This window comes from Georgenia sp. AZ-5 (assembly GCF_043952095.1).
GTDB lineage: Bacteria > Actinomycetota > Actinomycetes > Actinomycetales > Actinomycetaceae > Georgenia.
In genome coordinates, this window is record NZ_JBINOU010000001.1 from 2,061,839 (window position 1) to 2,078,275 (window position 16,437).

The 16,437-nt window shown below is 68.2% G+C and carries 13 protein-coding genes and 2 pseudogenes; 9 read left to right on the top strand and 6 right to left on the bottom strand.

Annotated features, from left to right (window positions below):
* Positions 1-130: 130 nt before the first annotated feature.
* Together cofD and cofC are read left to right on the top strand one after the other, a co-directional pair.
* Positions 131-1,066, top strand: a complete 936-nt coding sequence (gene cofD, locus ACF0H8_RS09715; protein WP_395288732.1) for a 2-phospho-L-lactate transferase — start codon at positions 131-133, stop codon at positions 1,064-1,066.
* Positions 1,067-1,124: 58 nt separating this feature from the next.
* On the top strand, positions 1,125-1,751 hold the full coding sequence (gene cofC, locus ACF0H8_RS09720) for a 2-phospho-L-lactate guanylyltransferase (RefSeq protein ID WP_395288733.1): 627 nt from the start codon (positions 1,125-1,127) through the stop codon (positions 1,749-1,751).
* On the opposite strand, the gene ACF0H8_RS09725 is transcribed toward cofC, so the two are convergent.
* Positions 1,736-2,362 carry a nitroreductase family protein gene (locus ACF0H8_RS09725; protein WP_395288734.1) on the bottom strand — a complete coding sequence of 209 codons (627 nt, stop codon included), beginning with the start codon at positions 2,360-2,362 and terminating at the stop codon, positions 1,736-1,738. The two genes, cofC and ACF0H8_RS09725, sit on opposite strands and share 16 nt — an antisense overlap.
* A gap of 994 nt (positions 2,363-3,356) precedes the next feature.
* Here ACF0H8_RS09725 and ACF0H8_RS09730 point away from each other — a divergent pair.
* The 5 genes and pseudogenes from ACF0H8_RS09730 to ACF0H8_RS09750 all read left to right on the top strand — a co-directional run.
* Positions 3,357-3,662 (top strand): annotated as a pseudogene (locus ACF0H8_RS09730) (reverse transcriptase N-terminal domain-containing protein); the annotation flags it as partial.
* Positions 3,663-3,808: 146 nt separating this feature from the next.
* Positions 3,809-4,075, top strand: coding sequence for a reverse transcriptase domain-containing protein (locus ACF0H8_RS09735; protein ID WP_395290859.1), 267 nt, complete (start codon positions 3,809-3,811; stop codon positions 4,073-4,075).
* Between the two features lie 44 nt (positions 4,076-4,119).
* On the top strand, positions 4,120-4,578 hold the full coding sequence (locus tag ACF0H8_RS09740; protein WP_395288735.1) for an IS630 family transposase: 459 nt from the start codon (positions 4,120-4,122) through the stop codon (positions 4,576-4,578).
* Between the two features lie 610 nt (positions 4,579-5,188).
* Positions 5,189-5,380 (top strand): hypothetical protein, encoded by a 192-nt coding sequence (locus tag ACF0H8_RS09745; RefSeq protein ID WP_395288736.1) that lies wholly within the window; start codon positions 5,189-5,191, stop codon positions 5,378-5,380.
* A gap of 52 nt (positions 5,381-5,432) precedes the next feature.
* Positions 5,433-7,014, top strand: a pseudogene (locus ACF0H8_RS09750) (IS1182 family transposase).
* Positions 7,015-7,482: 468 nt separating this feature from the next.
* On the opposite strand, the gene ACF0H8_RS09755 reads toward ACF0H8_RS09750, so the two are convergent.
* The gene (locus ACF0H8_RS09755; protein WP_395288737.1) at positions 7,483-9,960 is read right to left on the bottom strand and encodes a TOTE conflict system archaeo-eukaryotic primase domain-containing protein; all 2,478 of its coding nucleotides are present in this window, start codon (positions 9,958-9,960) and stop codon (positions 7,483-7,485) included.
* Between the two features lie 332 nt (positions 9,961-10,292).
* On the opposite strand from ACF0H8_RS09755, the gene ACF0H8_RS09760 reads away from it, so the two are divergent.
* The gene (locus ACF0H8_RS09760) at positions 10,293-10,613 is read left to right on the top strand and encodes a type II toxin-antitoxin system RelE/ParE family toxin (RefSeq protein WP_395290860.1); all 321 of its coding nucleotides are present in this window, start codon (positions 10,293-10,295) and stop codon (positions 10,611-10,613) included.
* Positions 10,613-10,918, top strand: a complete 306-nt coding sequence (locus tag ACF0H8_RS09765; RefSeq protein ID WP_395290861.1) for a helix-turn-helix domain-containing protein — start codon at positions 10,613-10,615, stop codon at positions 10,916-10,918. Before ACF0H8_RS09760 ends, ACF0H8_RS09765 begins: the two co-directional genes overlap by 1 nt.
* A 956-nt stretch (positions 10,919-11,874) precedes the next feature.
* Here the strand turns inward: ACF0H8_RS09765 and ACF0H8_RS09770 are convergent.
* The 4 genes from ACF0H8_RS09770 to ACF0H8_RS09785 all read right to left on the bottom strand — a co-directional run bounded on the left by ACF0H8_RS09770 (position 11,875) and on the right by ACF0H8_RS09785 (position 16,436).
* Positions 11,875-13,125 carry an MFS transporter gene (locus ACF0H8_RS09770; protein ID WP_395288738.1) on the bottom strand — a complete coding sequence of 417 codons (1,251 nt, stop codon included), beginning with the start codon at positions 13,123-13,125 and terminating at the stop codon, positions 11,875-11,877.
* Positions 13,126-13,163: 38 nt separating this feature from the next.
* A complete protein-coding gene (locus ACF0H8_RS09775; RefSeq protein ID WP_395288739.1) occupies positions 13,164-13,541 on the bottom strand; it encodes an ATP-binding cassette domain-containing protein in 378 nt (125 codons plus the stop codon).
* 257 nt (positions 13,542-13,798) lie between these two features.
* Positions 13,799-14,773 (bottom strand): ABC transporter substrate-binding protein, encoded by a 975-nt coding sequence (locus tag ACF0H8_RS09780; RefSeq protein ID WP_395288740.1) that lies wholly within the window; start codon positions 14,771-14,773, stop codon positions 13,799-13,801.
* Positions 14,774-14,810: 37 nt separating this feature from the next.
* On the bottom strand, positions 14,811-16,436 hold the full coding sequence (locus ACF0H8_RS09785) for a phytoene desaturase family protein (protein WP_395288741.1): 1,626 nt from the start codon (positions 16,434-16,436) through the stop codon (positions 14,811-14,813).
* Position 16,437: the final 1 nt, after the last annotated feature.

Below are 16,437 nucleotides of genomic sequence, written 5' to 3' on the forward strand. Positions count from 1 at the left end.
GCGGTTCTGGGGTCTTTTCGGCTCCACGGATCCCGAAGGAAGTGGTCGGTCCAGCGAAAGCAGCGGGCGTGGGAGGGCTCAATCGCGAGAAACCGTCGACCGAGCGTGCGGAGGGCTCTATGCTGCCTCGGTGCCAGCCATCAGCCAGAGCGTGACCCTGCTTTCCGGAGGGGGCGGCGGCGCGAAGCTTGCGCATGGCATGGCCCGCGCGGTCGAGGACCTCACGGTGGTCATCAACACGGCCGACGACGCCGTCGTGTATGGGCTTTCGGTCAGCCCGGATTTGGACACGGTGATGTATACCCTCGCCGGCGAAGCGAACTCCGTTACGGGCTGGGGCATCGAAGGCGATACGCACGCGACGATCGAGGCGATGGTCCGGCTGGGCGAGGACGCGTGGTTCAGCCTCGGCGACCGCGACCTTGCGACCCAGATCGTGAGGTCGGCACGCCTGCGTGCCGGTGCCGCTTTGTCGGAGGTGACCGCGCAGTTCTCGGCGGCGCTCGGAATCGGGGCGCGCCTGCTGCCGATGACGGATGAGCGGGTGGCCACGCAGGTCGATACCCCCGCTGGCCGGCTCGGGTTCCAGGAGTACTTCGTGGCGCACCGGCACTCGGACAAGGTCCTTGGCCTGGTCTTCGATGGAGTGGAACGCGCGCGGCCCGGGCCGGGGGTGCTCGCGGCAATGACCACGGCCGATGTCGTCGTCATTGGGCCCTCCAACCCTTTCGTGAGCATTGGTCCGATCCTCGCTGTCCCCGGCATCCGGGAGGCCCTCGAAGAGACCCCCGCTCGTCGGGTTGGGGTCAGCCCGATCGTTGGCGGAAGGTCCCTCAAGGGTCCTGCGGCGGCGATGCTCGCAGCCCTGGACCACGAAGTTTCCGCCCTCGGAGTGGCGCGCCTGTACGTCGGCCTGCTGGACATGCTGGTCATCGACGAGCAGGACCAAGACCTCGTCTCGGCGATCGAGGCGCTGGGCATGTCCGTCCTCGTCACCCAGACCGTGCTCGGTGGCGCCGACGACCGTGAGCGCCTCGCGCGCGAGCTCCTCATGGCGGCCTCCTGAGCGTGTCGTGAGTGCCTGGAAGACGCCGGACACTGGGGCAAGACCAACTACCGCCGTCGTGCCCTTGCGGGACGGTCGCTCGGGCAAGACACGCCTGGCCGGCGCGCTCGGACCGCAGGAACGCAGCCACCTCATCGCGGCACTAGGCCGTCACGTCGTCACCACTTTGCTGGCGGCGGGAACGGCTCGCGTGCTAGTCGTAACCCGTGACCCTCAGTTCGCGACCGACGCCCTTGCGCCGGTGGACACGCGTGTCGAGGTGGTCCGTCAGCCCGAGACTCGGCGGGGCCTCAACGCGGCCGTCTCCATGGGACATGAGCTAGCCGCGACGGGGGCGCAGGGTCGTCTCCTCGTGATTCACGCAGACCTGCCCCTGCTAACGCCCGACGACGTCTTCGCGCTCCTGCGGCCCCCCACGCCTGTGGTTTTGGCGCCCGACCGAACGGGCAAGGGTACTAATGCGCTCGTGCTCGACCAGGTCGTCTGCGGCTTCCGATTTTGGTTCGGCTCCGACAGTCGGGCCGCGCACACGCAGGAAGCCGCTGCACTCGGTCTGCATACCGCCATGGTTCGGCGACGGGGCACGTCGACCGATCTCGACACCCCCGCTGATTTGGCCGCTCTGCCCGAGACGGTCCGGAGTCGGCTGGTATGGAGAGCCGTCTCGGGTCAGCGGGACCAGTGACCGCGGTGGACGACCTCCTGGACTGGTCTGCGCCTTCTTGAAGCAGGTGACCCCTGCAAACGCTCGGCCGGCGCGGGGTGGCCCACGGTGATGGCACCGACTGGGGTGAAGTCGGACGGAACACCGAACGCGGTGCGCAGCGCCGTGTCCCGCCCGGGCGGGATCCCAAAGAAGCACGCCCCGAGCCCCTCGTCCACGGCCGTCAACAGGATCAATAGCGACGCCATCCCGGCGTCAACATGCCAGTAGGGCACGGCCCACCGTGACTCGTCCCGGTCGGTCCAGCCCTTGTCTTCCTCGGCGTATCGCGTCAGGTAGGCGTCCTTGGACGAGAACGGAACGATGATCACCGGTGCGGTCCGCATTCTGCGGAGCCACGCGTCGGGCCGAGCCACCCTGTCGGGCGGCGTGCTCGCCTCCCAAAAGAGCTCTATGTCGGCTCGCTGGTCCAGCACGAGGTAGGCCCAGCCCTGGCTGACCCGGCGTTGGGGGGCACGTACGGCGTTGCGTAGCAACCGGTCTACCGCTGCCGAATCAACAGGCTCGGGGGAGTAGCGGCGCACCATGCGCCGCCGACGCAAGACGTCCTGAAACTCTATGGGGATGATCATCCCCTGATCTGCGCTCTCTACCGAACAGGCCGTCCGTCGCCACCAACGTGTGCGAGGTCCGTTCTCGGTGACGACGCTGTAGAGGCCTGGACCGGTACCGTGCTCGAGCGGCCCCAGTAACGTCTGGGCCTGGTGCAACTTCTCCTTTCGGCGACCTCGCCTAGATCGGCGCCCGTCCCGGTGCGGTTCGGCCGCCTCTTCTCGGCGTCAGGGTGCCGGTATGACTAAGCCTCGATCCACCGACGGGCTGGTTGCCGTAGGTAGGCGCGGGAAAGCGAGAATGCCCTTCTGACCTGGGAAGATACGACTTGTCTAAGGCACGTATCACCAGGCAAAGAAGGGCATCTCGTAGATGGTGCGACACGAGGTCGCATGCGCAAGCGGCGCGTTGAAGTAGGAGGTCGGCGGTGTCGTCGATGACGTAGCCCGGGTAAGTGTTCGATGGCCCGTCCCCGCTCTGACGTGCGTCGCCGGCAACGGTGGGGTGCGAAGCTCAGGGAAGAAGCCGAAGCGTCGCTCGATCCATCCGAGTGCGTAGGCAAGGGGAAGGCTGGACGGGTGAACGTGAGTGAACCGCCGATACGTCTTGTCAAGGTGAGCCTCGGGTGGATGGATGCTGGACCGGGGTGCAGGGCTGGCCGCTGAGAAGCGGCAGGCGGCGACCGGGGGCATTTGACCGGTCGTGCGTGTCAACGCCGCCCCGGGATCGAGGCGGCACCCTCCCCGGCCGGGTCTTGCGCATGTGGAACGCGGAAACCCCGCCCCGGTCCGAGCCGTGGCTCGGTGGGCTGACCGTGAGGAAGGTCGAACGCCGGGGCGGGAACAGGATGGCCCAAGAAGCCAACGCCGGTGGCTGAAAGGCGACAGGAAACCGGGTCCCGTGGTGCCGCTCTCCTCCGAGCGACGGACTCGCATAACTGGCCGGATACCGCGCATGACGCGGACCCCGTGAGGGTTGCTGACGGGGGCCAGGTGAGCCTTTGGAGCAACGACGATGGCGACGCCAGCACTTGCGGACAAGTTAGACGCCGACGAGGTGAACGGACCGCAAGACGACTACCTGGACTGGGATGCGATCTATTGGCGACCGGTCGAGGACGACGTACGGCGGCTGCGGCGGAGGATCTTCAAGGCGTCGCAGGATGGGGACCTCAAGCAGGTCCGCAACTTGCAGAAGTTGATGCTGCGGAGCCGGTCCAACACGCTGCTCAGCGTGCGGAGGGTGACGCAGCACAACGCTGGCCGCAAGACCGCGGGCATCGACGGCGAGGTCGCACTGACCTCACCAGACAGGGCGGCGTTGGCCGTGGACCTTCACCGCCACACCACGCCCTGGCTTGCCCGTCCGGTCAAGCGGGTCTACATCCCGAAGGCGAATGGGAAGCAGCGCCCGCTGGGGATTCCGGTGCTGCGCGACCGGGTGCAACAGGCACGGGTGCCAACGCGCTGGAACCGGAGTGGGAGGCGCGGTTCGAACCGCGCTCGTACGGGTTCCGGCCCGGACGTGGCAGTCACGACGCGATCGAGTCGATCTATTGGACGCTCAAGGGCCGCCGGTCCAAGCGGCAGTGGGTGCTCGACGCGGACCTGTCGGCCGCGTTCGACCACATCGACCACGACCGGCTCCTGGCCCACCTGGGCACGTTCCCCGCGCGGGGAATGGTGGCGGGATGGCTAGTGTCCTGCGCCAGAAACCCACTGGATAAGTCGTAGACTGGGGTATGCCTCGTTCTGGGCGTCCCAAAGCCGAGTTGGTCTTGTCCGATGACGAGCGCGCGCAGCTGGTGAGGTGGTCGCGTCGGGCGAAGTCCTCGCAGGCGCTGGCGCTGCGGGCGCGGATCGTGCTGGCATGCGCGGAGGGCTTGGACAACAAGACGGTTGCGGCGCGGTTGGGATGCGCGGCGGCCACGGTGGGCAAGTGGCGGGCCAGGTTCGTCGAGCAACGCCTCGATGGGCTCGGTGACGAGCCGCGGCCGGGACGGCCCCCGGTGATCAGTGCCGACCAGGTCGAGGATGTCGTGGTCGCAACCTTGGAGTCGACGCCGAAGAACGCGACGCACTGGTCGCGGGCGAAGATGGCCGAGCGCACCGGGCTGAGCAAGTCCACGATCGGGCGGATCTGGAGGGCGTTCGACCTCAAGCCGCACCGGGCCGAGGGGTTCAAGATCTCCAACGACCCGCTGTTCGTGGAGAAGGCCCTCCACCTGACGATGTAGCCGCTCCGCTGACCACTGTTGCGCCATGTGCAGAGGTGCCGCAGACGTATCTGTTGCAGTGGCCCGGAAGGGATCTTGGTGCAACAGGGAGGACTTGTCCAACGCGGTGTTGCCTGGGGTGCACGCCACCGCGACGAGTGCGACGCCCAGAGTCTCCCAGGCATGTCGCAGAGCGTCGCGGCAATCTGTGCCCTGTTTTCTCAGGGGGTGAGGAAGCGGGCCAGGGTCTCGGCGAGCTCGTGAGGCGCTTCCTCTGCCATGTGGTGGCCGGAGTCGATGACGGCGGTCTGAACAGGTTGGGTGCACCAGCCTGCCCAGATGCGGCGGGATCGCCGTAGAGACGCTCCATGTCGTCGCGCCTGGACCAGGCGACGAGGGTGGGGCACTGGATGCGGGGGCTTGCGGCGCGGTCGGCAGCGTCGTGGGCGCGGTCCACGTGCAGCCCGGCCCGGTAGTCCTCCAGCATGGCTCGGACTGTGCCGGGCCCGGTGATGGCCGCGACCATGTCGTCGTAGTTGTCGGCGCCCATGCGGTCGCGGTCGGGGCGATACCACGCCATCGGGTCGGCGGTGATGACTCGTTCGGCCTGGTCGGCGGCGAAGAAGAACCAGTGCCACCACAGCTCGGCAAACTCGGCGTCGGCACGTTCGAGGGCTTCGATGACGGGGACACTGTCCAGGCCGGCCAGCTGCGTGACCCGGTCGGGGTGGTCCAGGGCGGTCCGATAGGCCGCGACGTGACTGCCGCGCTCGTGGCCGACGACGGCGAACCGCTCGTGCCCCAACGTGCGCATCACTGCTGAACAATGCGTGTCCCTGCCCGGCGGGTGGGTTGGGGTCGGGAACGCTTGGGGCATGCAGGGTCGAGCGCGGGATCAGCGGGATCTGTTCGACGCGGAGTCGATGGCCGGTGAGTTGCTTGAGTCGGGCGGCGGGTTCGCGTTCCTGGCCGAGCACCGGCTGGCGTTGTTTCCGGAGGAGTTGTTCGCGGACCTGTTCCGCTCGGGCCGGGGCCGCCCGTCGGTGCCGGCGGACGTGGTGGCCACGGTGCTGGTGCTGCAGAGCCTTCATGGCCTGTCGGATCGGGAGGCGACCGAGGCTGTCACGTTCGACCTGCGGTGGAAGGCGGCGTGTGGTTTGCCGGTGCAGGCGCCGGCGTTCCATCCGACGACGTTGACGTACTGGTGCCGCCGGCTGGCGGCCAGCGAGCGGCCGAACCGGATCTTCGAGGGCGTGAACGCTGTCGCGCTGGAGAACGGGGGTGCTGCGGGGGAAGAACCGGCGGGCGTTGGATTCCACGGTGCTCGAGGACGCGGTCGTCACCCAGGACACCGTGACGCAGCTGATCGCGGCGATCCGCAGGGTCGCCCGCGAGGTCACCGGCGGGAAGGAGGCCGTGGCGGTGCACTGCACCCGCCACGACTACACCCGGCCGGGCAAGCCCAGAATCGCCTGGGACGACCCGGCCGCCCGGGACGAGCTGGTCTCGGCGTTGGTCACCGATGCGCTGGCGCTGCTGGACCACCTCGACATCGAGGCCCTGCCCGAGGAGCAGGCGCAGGTGGTGGCGTTATTGGCGGTGGTCGCCGGGCAGGACGTCGTGCCGGCCGAGGGCTCGGCCGGCACGGACGGGCGCTGGCGCATCGCCCGCAAGGTCGCCTACGACCGGGTGATCTCCACCGTCGACCCGCGGACCCGGCATGCGCACAAGACCGTCCATCAGCGCCGTGACGGGTTCAAGGCGCACGTCGTCGTCGAGCCGGCCGCTGGGCCCGACAACGCCGACGGCGCCGTCGGCACCGGCCTGCTGGCCGCCGACACCACCCTGACCCCGGACAACGCCGAACAAGGTGATCGGAACGCGAGCGACACCGAGGAGCGCGAACCCACGGCCGGTCGCTCAGATCCCGGTCGAGGTCCTCGCCGACTCCGCCTACGGCACCGGCGAGGCCTTGGCCGCGCTGGAGGCGGCCGGGCACACGCCGGTCATTAAGCCGTGGCCGTTGCGCCCGGCCGTGCCGGGCGGGTTCCCCTCGAGGACTTCACCGTCGACCAGGCCGCCGGCACGGTGACCTGTCCCAACGGCCTGCCCCGGAGCGTCAGTGCCAAGCGCAAGGTGACGTTCGGGGCCGGCTGCCGCGGCTGCCCGCTCCGGGCGCGCTGCACCACCGCCGCGCGCGGCCGCAAGCTCGACCTGCATCCTCACGAGGCGCTCCAGCGCGCGCACCGCGCCCGGGCCCAGCAGCCCGGGGTCCAGGAGACCTACCGCACCTGGCGGCCGATGGTCGAACGCCCGATCGCCTGGCTCACCCGCAGGAACCGCAAGGTCCGCTACCGCGGGATCACCAAGAACGACCACTGGCTGAACCACCGCGCCGCCGCAATCAACCTCAAGCGCCTGCTCCGCCTCGGCCTGCAGCGCACCGCCGGGTCCTGAGTGATGATCACGGCCTGACCGGCTGGGCCCTCGCCCTGGCCCGCACGGGACCGCCAGGCGCATCATGGATACGACGGGCAGGCCCGACCTCGATGTCCAGCCAAGCGCTGTGACCGCCGAGAGACGGCCGTGAGGCGACCTGCCCGCCCACACTTCTCCCACGCGGAGCGGAAACCGCCGTCTTGAGCAGCCTCCTAGGGAGAGACCCGGGCGGACGGAAGGATCAGACAATGGGCAACTTCAAGCTCGACAAGAAGGGTATCGCCGACCAACCCGCGCCGCCGGCAGCCCCGAGCCCAGGGCGGCGATGCCCAGGGAGTAGCCAAGTTCGGCGCTCGCCTCCGACGTCGCCGCTGCGGAACCCGCCTTTTCGGGCGGGGCGCTGCCGACGACGATGTCCGTGCTCAACGGGAATGTTGACCAGCTGAGTGTTCCCTCGGAGATACATCGGCCGAGGGAATCTGTACGTCACAGGTCCAACGTAGGGTCGCCGATGGTGGCTGCGTCGTGCGAGCTCCGCGGGGGCTTACCGAGCAGCGTGCGGGGGTCTGGAAACCCGAGAGTCGTGTAGCCGGGTGCGCGCTTGGCCAGGGAAGCGGCGAGCACCGGGGCGCCGGCATCGTGGTAGTCGAACACCTCTGCCGTCGCCTTGCCCGGGTGGGCGCGCACCACCCGGCCGACGTACTGCACGAGTAGGCCGTCGAAGGAGATTGGCATGGTCAGGAAAAGCGTGTCGAGCGCGGGTGCGTCGAACCCCTCGCCGATGTAGGGCGTGGTGCCCAGCACCGCCAGGCCTGCGCCGTCGACCACGTCCTCGATCCGACGCACGCCCTGCCGGTGCGCCTGTGCGCCCATGCCGCCGTGGAGGATGACGGGGTCGTGCCCGCTCTCGCGCAGCGCACCGGCGAGCAGCTCGAGATGTGCTGTCCGGCGCGTGAGCACCAAACACCGACGGCCGCGGGCGAGGGCGTCGGTCACGTCGCCGAGTATGAGTGCGTTCCGCGCGGGATCGGCGATCAGTTCGCCGTAGAGGGCGGCCATGCCTCCAGGCTCGCCCGGGTCCACGGTTCCCGCCCCGCGGAATGCAGTGCGTCGCACGTGCAGCACCGGTGCCGGGGCGTTGGCGCGACCGGACAGGTCACGGGCGGCGCCCTCGAGGGTGTCGTGCGCGGGAGTGGCGAAGGTGTGCCGGACGGGCCCGAGTTGCCACCGGACGAGGTCGTCAAGGCGGTCCCGGCGCCGGGGTGTGGCGGTCAGTCCCAGCCAGAACTGGGCGCGAATCTGCTTGACCGAGTGGTCGTAGGCGGCGGCCGCGATGTGGTGACACTCGTCGACCACCACCTGCCCGTACGAGGCGGTCAGCGTGGCCACGTTGTCCCGACGGGCCAGGGTGGGCAGGAGGGCGATGTCGACGATGCCTGTGGTGCGCGACCTTCCGCCACCGATCTGCCCGGGAGTGATGCCGAGGAACTCGGTGATGCGGCTACGCCATTGGTCGGCCAGCGCCTTGCGGTCCACCAGCACGAGGGTGGAAATCCCGCGCTCGGCGATCAGGGCGCACGCCATCACGGTCTTGCCCGACCCGGGTGGGGCCACCAGCACGCCGTCCTCGTGGGCGACCATCGCCCCAACGGCGTCCTGCTGCTCGGGCGTCAAGGTGACGTCGGTAGCCACGTCGATCTCAGCGCCGGCCATCCGTTCGTCGGCAACCTCGAGCCGGGAGTCGGCGTCGCGCACGATGTCCGAGACGAGGTGGCGCAGTCCACGGGGGAGCACCAGGTCGCCATCGACGGTCTCGTCGTAGCCCCTGAGGAACCGTGGGGTATCCCAGGTGCTCTTGCGCAGACGCTGGAGCTCATAGTATTTCGGGTTGGCCAGGGATGCGGCGTGCTTGAACGTTCCCAGCGCCGCGGGCGTCAGGTCGGCGGCGTGCAGAGTGAGGCCCGCACCGAGCGTGGCGTGAACGACGGAGGGCAGGCGCGGCCTGGTCCGGGTGGCCGGCGGCCGGGCGAGTTTGTCCACGGCTCCGCCCATGACGACAGCGCCGGCCCGGGTGGTGGCGCGCCGCAGCTCCGCCGGGGTAAGCCGATCCATGGTCGACAGGTACGCCCACTGGTCGTCCCATGGCTCGAGGGTGGCCAGGTCGAGGAACACGGTGGTGCCGTCCCGGCGTCGCAGGCCCTGGAGCGGCGCGGCGATGAGGTTGCCTAGGCCACCGGCGGGCAGGACGTCTTGCGACGGGAAGAGCCGGTCATAGGTGCGCAGGTCCATTGCGCCGCGTAGGTGCACCGCCTGGTGGACCAGTGCGGTGCCGAGCCGGCGGGCCGCCTCCGCCGGAACGGCCTCGGTAAAGAACGCCCACACGTGCGCCCCGTTGCCGGACTGCGAGATCTCCAGGCCTACCGGGACGCCCGTAGCGCGGGCGGCCTTGACGTAGGCGAGGGCGTCGAGCATGGCCGCCGGGCCGTCGAAGTCGGCAGCCAACCAATGGCAAGTGTCATCATCGAGCAGGGGGTACAGCCCGACGAAGGTCTGCCCTCGCAGGTGCGCGTCGAGCACGTCGGCGGTCAGCGGCAGGTGCCGGGCGGTGCGCCGGTCCATACCCTTGCGCCACCCGCCGGCCACGGCAGGCATCCAGCCGGCCCGGCCGTCCCGGCGGTTCTCCCAACGAACGGCGTAGACGTCGGTCCGGGCCCTGAAGAGCGAGGCATACAGCGCGAGCTTCGCCCGGGAGTCGGACTCCATCGTCACCTGCCCGGCCGGGGCGACGGGGGCCGCGGCCTGCTCCGGGGTGGGCGCGGTGCTCGTGCCCGCAATCTTCAGCAGGCGGCGCAGACGGGAGTTTTCCGCCCGGAGCGCTTCGAGCTCGCGGCTCGCGGCGTCGGCCGGGTGGCGGGGGAGCGGGGGGCGGTGCGGCTGGGACATCTCGAGGACAGTCTTACCCATGGGCCCGAGGACGTATACGAACCGCTCCCGAATCTCCGGTTGCCAGGCCCCAGAACCTCAACGCCTCCTGGGAACGGTTTTCGAGTGGGCCGAGGATCGGCTGGCCGGCCTGGTGATAAGGGGCAAACATGGGTTTGTCCCTCCCGCGGGCGTCGTACACCAAGGGCAGGAAGTGAACCCGTCGGTGCAGTCTCTGATACGACTGGTTTCGGCGCCGCGGTGCTCACTCTGGTAACCGGTCCGAAAGGGATACACCTGTTGAGGTGTAAACCTCCTGCGTTGTAGAGTAGGTCCTGGTGTGAACCATCGACGTCGAGCTCGTCGAGGATTGGCTGGAGGCGCTCGATCAAAGCTCGTACGAGCAGGTGGTCGCTGCGCTGGAGCTGCTTGCGGAGCGCGGACCGCAGCTTGGGCGTCCCCTGGTCGACGCCGTGCGCTCACGGCACAAGAACATGAAGGAGCTACGTCCGGGGTCTAGCGGCCGCTCGGAACTGCGGGTGCTGTTCGCCTTCGACCCGGAGAGGCGAGCCATCCTCCTGGTCGCGGGCGACAAGGCCGGCAACTGGCAGAAGTGGTACCGAGTGAACATCCCCATCGCCGATGATCGTCTCGACGAGCATGAGCGCAGGCGGCGAGGAAAGGAGGGGGCGTGATGGCGAGAACTCTCGAGGACATGCAGGCGAAGCGGCCGGTCGATCGTGATGCAGTTGACGCGCACAAGAAGCGGATGCTTGAGGAGGTTCGTGCCTATCGGCTGCGCGAGCTACGTGAGGCCTCGGAGCTGACCCAGGTGGAGCTGGCCGAGCGATTGCACGTGAGTCAGAACCGTGTCTCGCGAATCGAGCACGGCGAGATCGAACGCACGCAGGTCGACACGCTGCGCAGGTATGTCGAAGCCGTCGGGGGTACGCTCCGCGTCGAGGTCGAGCTTGGTGACGAGCGCATCCAGATTGCCTAACTCGACCGGCGGGTAGGGGGCTATTCAGCATGCTGCAGAGGTCCAACTGTTGCACGTGTAGCCAAAAATGTAGCCACGAGACGGAGGTCGCCCCGGTTCGGACAGGTTCACCGGTGTCGGCGAAGACTCCCTGACGTGCAGTGACGTATCGGGGACGGGTGCGGATGGGGTGCCTTGATCTGGGGGTCAAGGGGTCGTGGGTTCAAATCCCGCCAGCCCGACCGCCAGCCCGACACCGCCAGCCCGACACCGCCAGCCCGACACCGCCAGCCCGACGTATTGCCGCAGGTCAGAGCCTCGATCGGATTATTCGGTCGAGGCTCACTGCCTTTCTTGAGACCGATAGCGACATTCATCTGCGTATCGGTGCTTGTGTCAGAGCGGTCGTGGCGGGGGAGCGCACGACGGCGCCGAGCCGACTCGGACCGCGGCCGACGACGTTCAAGACCCGCGGAATGTTGCCGATTCCGGTGCCAGGAGCGCCGCCGGTCGGCGGCGCCGGCGGGCGAGTGCCGCCACCCGAGTGCCCGGTGGCGCCCTTGTGCCCCGGTCAAGGGCTCTTGCGTTCCAGCATTGATCGTTCTTGAGACGGCTCGCCGGAGTCCAAACCACGGCACTTCTCGCGTCCACAACCCGTCTCAGAACCGGCCGTGTGGTCCGCAGGTAATGCGACCCTTGCCAATGCTCGCACGGTCGCGAAGTATCTCGTCTAGCTTGCTCGCGTCTCCACCACCAACGCGCAGGACGCCCAGCTGCAGCGCGACGCCCTCCGGGGGGCGGGGTGTATCTGGATCTTTGAGGAGAAGATCACGAGCCTGTCCAACGATCGGCCTTGGCTTAGAGCTGCGGCAGGCACGCGCGCTGCTGATGGAAAGCGCATGGGCTCGGAGTGGCGAGTCGTGGGGCCTCGTCCAGGCGTGGTCAGCGTGTGATGCTGCTGATGCCTCGACGCGGCCTCAGGCTCCACCTCCGCTTGGCCCCGCGATAGGTGAGCCGATCCTGCGGTTTGTGGCTGCGCGCATCCCGACCATGCCCATGACGGCGGTTGTGCTGAGGCAGGCAATGAGCACGGTGGCCCATCCGTCCGAGGTGTCGTGAAGCCAGCCGAGGAGGATCGGGCCGACCGCGCCCAGCCCGTACCCGACGGACTGGACGAGGGCCGACACGTCGCGGCCGTAGTCGGCGTCGATCGGGCGCACCGCGATGAGGGCCAAGGCGAGACTGATTCCTGCGCCTTGGGCGAAGCCACCAATCAGTACCCAGGGCAGCCAGACGACTGGGCCCAGGTCGAGGCCGGCGAAGAGGATGAGCCACCCGGCCGCCGACACGAGGGCGACGTGTCGGGAGGTGCCGAGGTGTCGCATCAGCAACGGCACGGAGAGCATTCCGCCGATGCCGACTAGGTGAAAAACCGCGGTTGCGGTGCCGGCAACCTCATCGGACACACCTGCGCCGTCCCGCAGCATGCCGGGCAGCCAGGTGCTGACTCCATAGAAAAGCGCGGACTGCAAACCGAAGAAGACCGCAAGCCACCAGGCGTCACCGTTCAACCAAGCGGCCGACCTCTTGCCGGCTGGTCTTGTGTCATCGACAGCGAGGACCTCTGCTGACGCAGCTGCCCCCACCTTCGATACTCCGCGGCTGTCCGTCCCATGCCGCATCCTGAGGACCCAAGCGCACAGCGCAATCGCGGCCGGGCCCGCGAGGGCGGCGAGCGCGCCGCGCCAACCAAGTACGTGCGAGAGGGGCACTGCTGCGGCTGTGGTCAGCGCCGCGCCCGCACCGTAGGAACTGGTCAAGATGGCAGTCAAGACTCCCGTGCGCCTGCCGGCGTGGCGTCGAATGACAACCGGGGTCACCACGTTGGACACGGCGATTCCGAGGGCCGCAACGACGGTCCAGAACACGAGCTGTCCTGCTGAACCCCACGGGCGGGCGGCGGTGGCGATGACCAACAGAGCCAGACCGGCCACCAGGGTGAGGTCTAGCCCCAGCCAGCGGGCGATGACCGCGACGAGGGGAGAGGTGAGGGCCAGGCACAGGAGGGGCAGAGAAGTGAGAAGCCCAGCCGTGGAGCCCGAGAGGTGAAGGTCTGCCGAGAGCTGCCCGATCAGCGGGGGAACGCCCACTATGGGCCCTCGCACGCTCATCCCGATGAGAGCGATCGTGACCGTGAACGCCACCGGCCACTTCGCCGTGGGGCTCACGGGCGACCACTTCGTCGTTGGGACACTGCGGCACCCCTCTAGGAGCCCGACGCGCCAGTACGCGCCTCGTTGACCAGGCGGCGGCGGTCGGCCTTGGCGGTGCCCTTCTCCTTCAGCGGCAGCTCGACGTTCTGGGCGACGGTGAGCCAGGGGAAGAGGGAGCGGCCGTACTCCTGGAAGACGACGGCCATGCCCTTGGGCGGGCCGGAGACCTGCTGGCCCTTGAGGGTGACGGCGCCGCCAGTGGGCGGGAGCAGGCCGGCGATGCAGCGCAGCAGTGTGGTCTTGCCGGCGCCGGAGGGGCCGACGATGCAGACCATCTCCCCGGACCTGATCTCGAAGGTGAGGTCGCGGATGGCCTCGGTGTCGCCGGTGGGCGAGCGACAGACGTTGCGCAGGCCACGCCTGCACAGCATGGGGCTGCCCGGGGTGAGGCGGTTGCGGCGGTCGTGTCGGGCTCCTCGTTGGGGCCGTCGCAGGCCCCGGTAACGGATTTGATCGGCGCCGGGCGCTCGGCGGCACGGAAGATCAGCGACAAGGCGACGCGGATCAGGCCCAGCAGGTGCCGGTCCACATCTTCGGCAGGGCGAAGCCGTGCCGGAACTGCAGCGACATCGAGGGCTTCGGCGAGACAGCCGCGCCTCCGTACTGGGCGAAGCGGCGGTCAACGGCGTCATGGCAAGAGGGTCTCCACGTCCACCGGTTTCCCGATGAGGCCGAACTCCTGAGCGAGGGCGGACTGCTCCCTGAGGTGTTCGACGTCGATCTCGCCGTCGAACCGGGAGAGGGTCATTTTCTCCAGGGCCTCCGGCGGGATCTCCGTGTACTCACCGATGATCGCTCGCAGCTCGTCGGGGTTCTCGTCGGCATAAGCGAGAGACTGCTCCATTGCCGTTGTGAAGGCTTCGGCGACCTCAGGGTTCTCCTCGACGTACGGGGCCGTGGTGAAGTAGCCCGCGATAAGGAACTCGGGGTCCGTCTCCGCCCAGTTCCAGATCACGGCTTCGGCGCCCTGCTCCAGTGCCCCTGACAGGAAAGGCTCGACCAGGACGGCGGCATCGACCTGCCCGTTGACGAGCGCGGCTGTCTGATCCGGCCAGGGGATCTCTGTCCACTGGATTGCGTTGGGGTCGCCGCCGTCGCTTTGGACGACATGGCCGACGGTCATCACGAAGTTGTTTCTCAGAGTGTTGGTGGCGACGGTTGCCCCAGCGAGATCAGCTGCCCTGTCGACGCCGGTCTCCGGCATCGTCACGACGGCCGCGACATCACGGCCAACCTCACCGGTGCTGAATGCGCCGGGTGCGATGAGCTTGAGCGGCAGGCCCTGGTCGGCGGCGACGAGGATCGACCCGAAGTTGGAGAATCCGAAGTCGTACTCACCACTGACGACGGCTGGGATAACAGCGGCGCCGCCCTGACTCACCTGGAGCTCGATATCTAGACCGGCCTCCTCGAAGAAGCCTTGATCGATTCCGAGGTAGATCGGTGCGACGTCGGCGTTGGGTAGCACGCCGACTGTGATGCTCGTGGTCTCGCCTTCCGCGGCGGGGCTCCCGCCGGCCGCCTCCCCGTCCGGTGATCCGCACGCCGTCAGCACGAGCACGCCGGCGGCGCTGGCGACTGCTGTCGCTCTCCAGACCTGCATGTCAAGACTCCCTTGTCCGATGACGTTCTTTCGTCGGTCAGGCGACCGGTGCGGCGTTCGCTGCCGGGTTGCGCAGTGCCGCCCGGACGTCGACGGGCTTCCACCACGGGGTCAGGCCGAGGTCCTCAGCGATGATTCGCGAGACGATGTAGCCGGCGCCGCCGGAGATGGCACCGCCCGGGTGCGTGGGGGACCCGGCCATGTACAGGTTCGGGATAGGTGTGCGGTAGCCGAAGTGGTTCCACATGCTTTGCTCACCTGCGAACGAGCCGACGAAGATGTCGCCCCTGACCATGTTGATGATCTCCCGGGTGTAGTCGTTCGCCGTGTACGTCCACGCGTGGAGGATGTTGTCCCGCGTCATGTTGGGGGCGTAGCGTCGCCAGACCTCAAGGATCCGTTCGGTGATCTCGGCCTTCACGGGCTCGATGTTGTTTGGGTCACCGCCCGGTGCGTAAGGCATGGCGTACCACGCGTAGGCCGTGTTGTGCCCCGGAGGAGCCTGGGACGGATCGAATTGCGTGATGTGCCCGGTACCGAAGGAGGTCAGGTCTGGGATACGGCCCTGAGCAACCTGGTTGTGGAGCTCGAAGAGCTCCTCCATCGTCTCGGCGCCGACGTTGTACTTCAGGGCATGGTTGATGTTGGCGTCGAAGTCTGCGCCGATGTAGCTGGGGGCGTCCTTGAGGGCTAGGTGGACGCCGAACAGGCTCCAGGCTGTCTGCTGGAAGTTGTCCACCTTGGTGCGGTACTCGGCTGGTAGCTGCTCCTGCCCGACGAGCCTGTTGAACGTCTGCGGGACGTCGATGGTGCTGGCGACGAACTGGCGCGTCTCGAGGCTGCGTCCGTCGCTCAGCTCGACACCAGTCGCACGGCCACCGTCGACGCTGATGCTGGCCGCCTCGGCGTGGTTGAGGAAGGTTCCACCGGCCCGGATGAAGCTCTCCATCAGCCCGCGGGCGAGGTTCCAGCTGCCACCGACGCAGACCTGGTACCCGGCCGAGAGGTCAAACCCACGGACGGCTGCGCCCATCGGGCTCTTCTGCGTCACGGCGTCGTAGAGGACGGTGCCGAAGAGCGAGAGCTTGAAGAGCATGAGGAGCTGGACGCGCTCGTTCTCGAACAGTTGCTTGATGAGGTCGAGCGGCTGGCGCTCGATGATCTGAAGGAAGTCACGGCCGATAGCGCTCTGCGAGAGCAGCTCGTTGCGCTCGGCCTCCGCGAGCGGCTCGGAGTACCGCTCTGCCAGGAAGATGGCGTTGCTGATGGCCTCTGCTCGCCGGTTCCAGTCGCGGAACGTTTCGGCGTCCTTCTTGGAGAAGCGTGCGATCGAGGCGACGGTCTCCTCGACGTCGCGGGAGATCACCAGTGAGCTGCCGTCGAGGTGCGGCTGGGCGAACTCGTACCGGGGGGTGACGTAGCGGACGGTGGACGCTAATTCGAGGTCCTTGTACCAAGGCGTCTCGGTGATGTTGAAGTGATTGATCGAGTGGGGGTTCTGGTAGAAGCCCGGGGGTCCGGGTTCGATGGTGCTCAGTCCGCCGCCGTACATGAGCCGGCGCTCGAGGACCGCAATCTTGAGGCCGAGCTTCGACAGGTAGGTGCCAAGGATCAGGCCATGCTGGCCCGAGCCGATGATGATGCCGTCGTAGGTGTCGGCCACG

Excerpts from the sequence above, each read along its gene's own strand:
- ACF0H8_RS09725 (WP_395288734.1), bottom strand. The coding sequence starts at position 2,362 with ATGATCATCCCCATAGAGTTTCAGGACGTCTTGCGTCGGCGGCGCATG.
- ACF0H8_RS09755 (WP_395288737.1), bottom strand. The coding sequence starts at position 9,960 with ATGGGTAAGACTGTCCTCGAGATGTCCCAGCCGCACCGCCCCCCGCTC.
- ACF0H8_RS09775 (WP_395288739.1), bottom strand. The coding sequence starts at position 13,541 with ATGCTGTGCAGGCGTGGCCTGCGCAACGTCTGTCGCTCGCCCACCGGC.
- ACF0H8_RS09765 (WP_395290861.1), top strand. The coding sequence starts at position 10,613 with ATGGCGAGAACTCTCGAGGACATGCAGGCGAAGCGGCCGGTCGATCGT.
- ACF0H8_RS09780 (WP_395288740.1), bottom strand. The coding sequence starts at position 14,773 with ATGCAGGTCTGGAGAGCGACAGCAGTCGCCAGCGCCGCCGGCGTGCTC.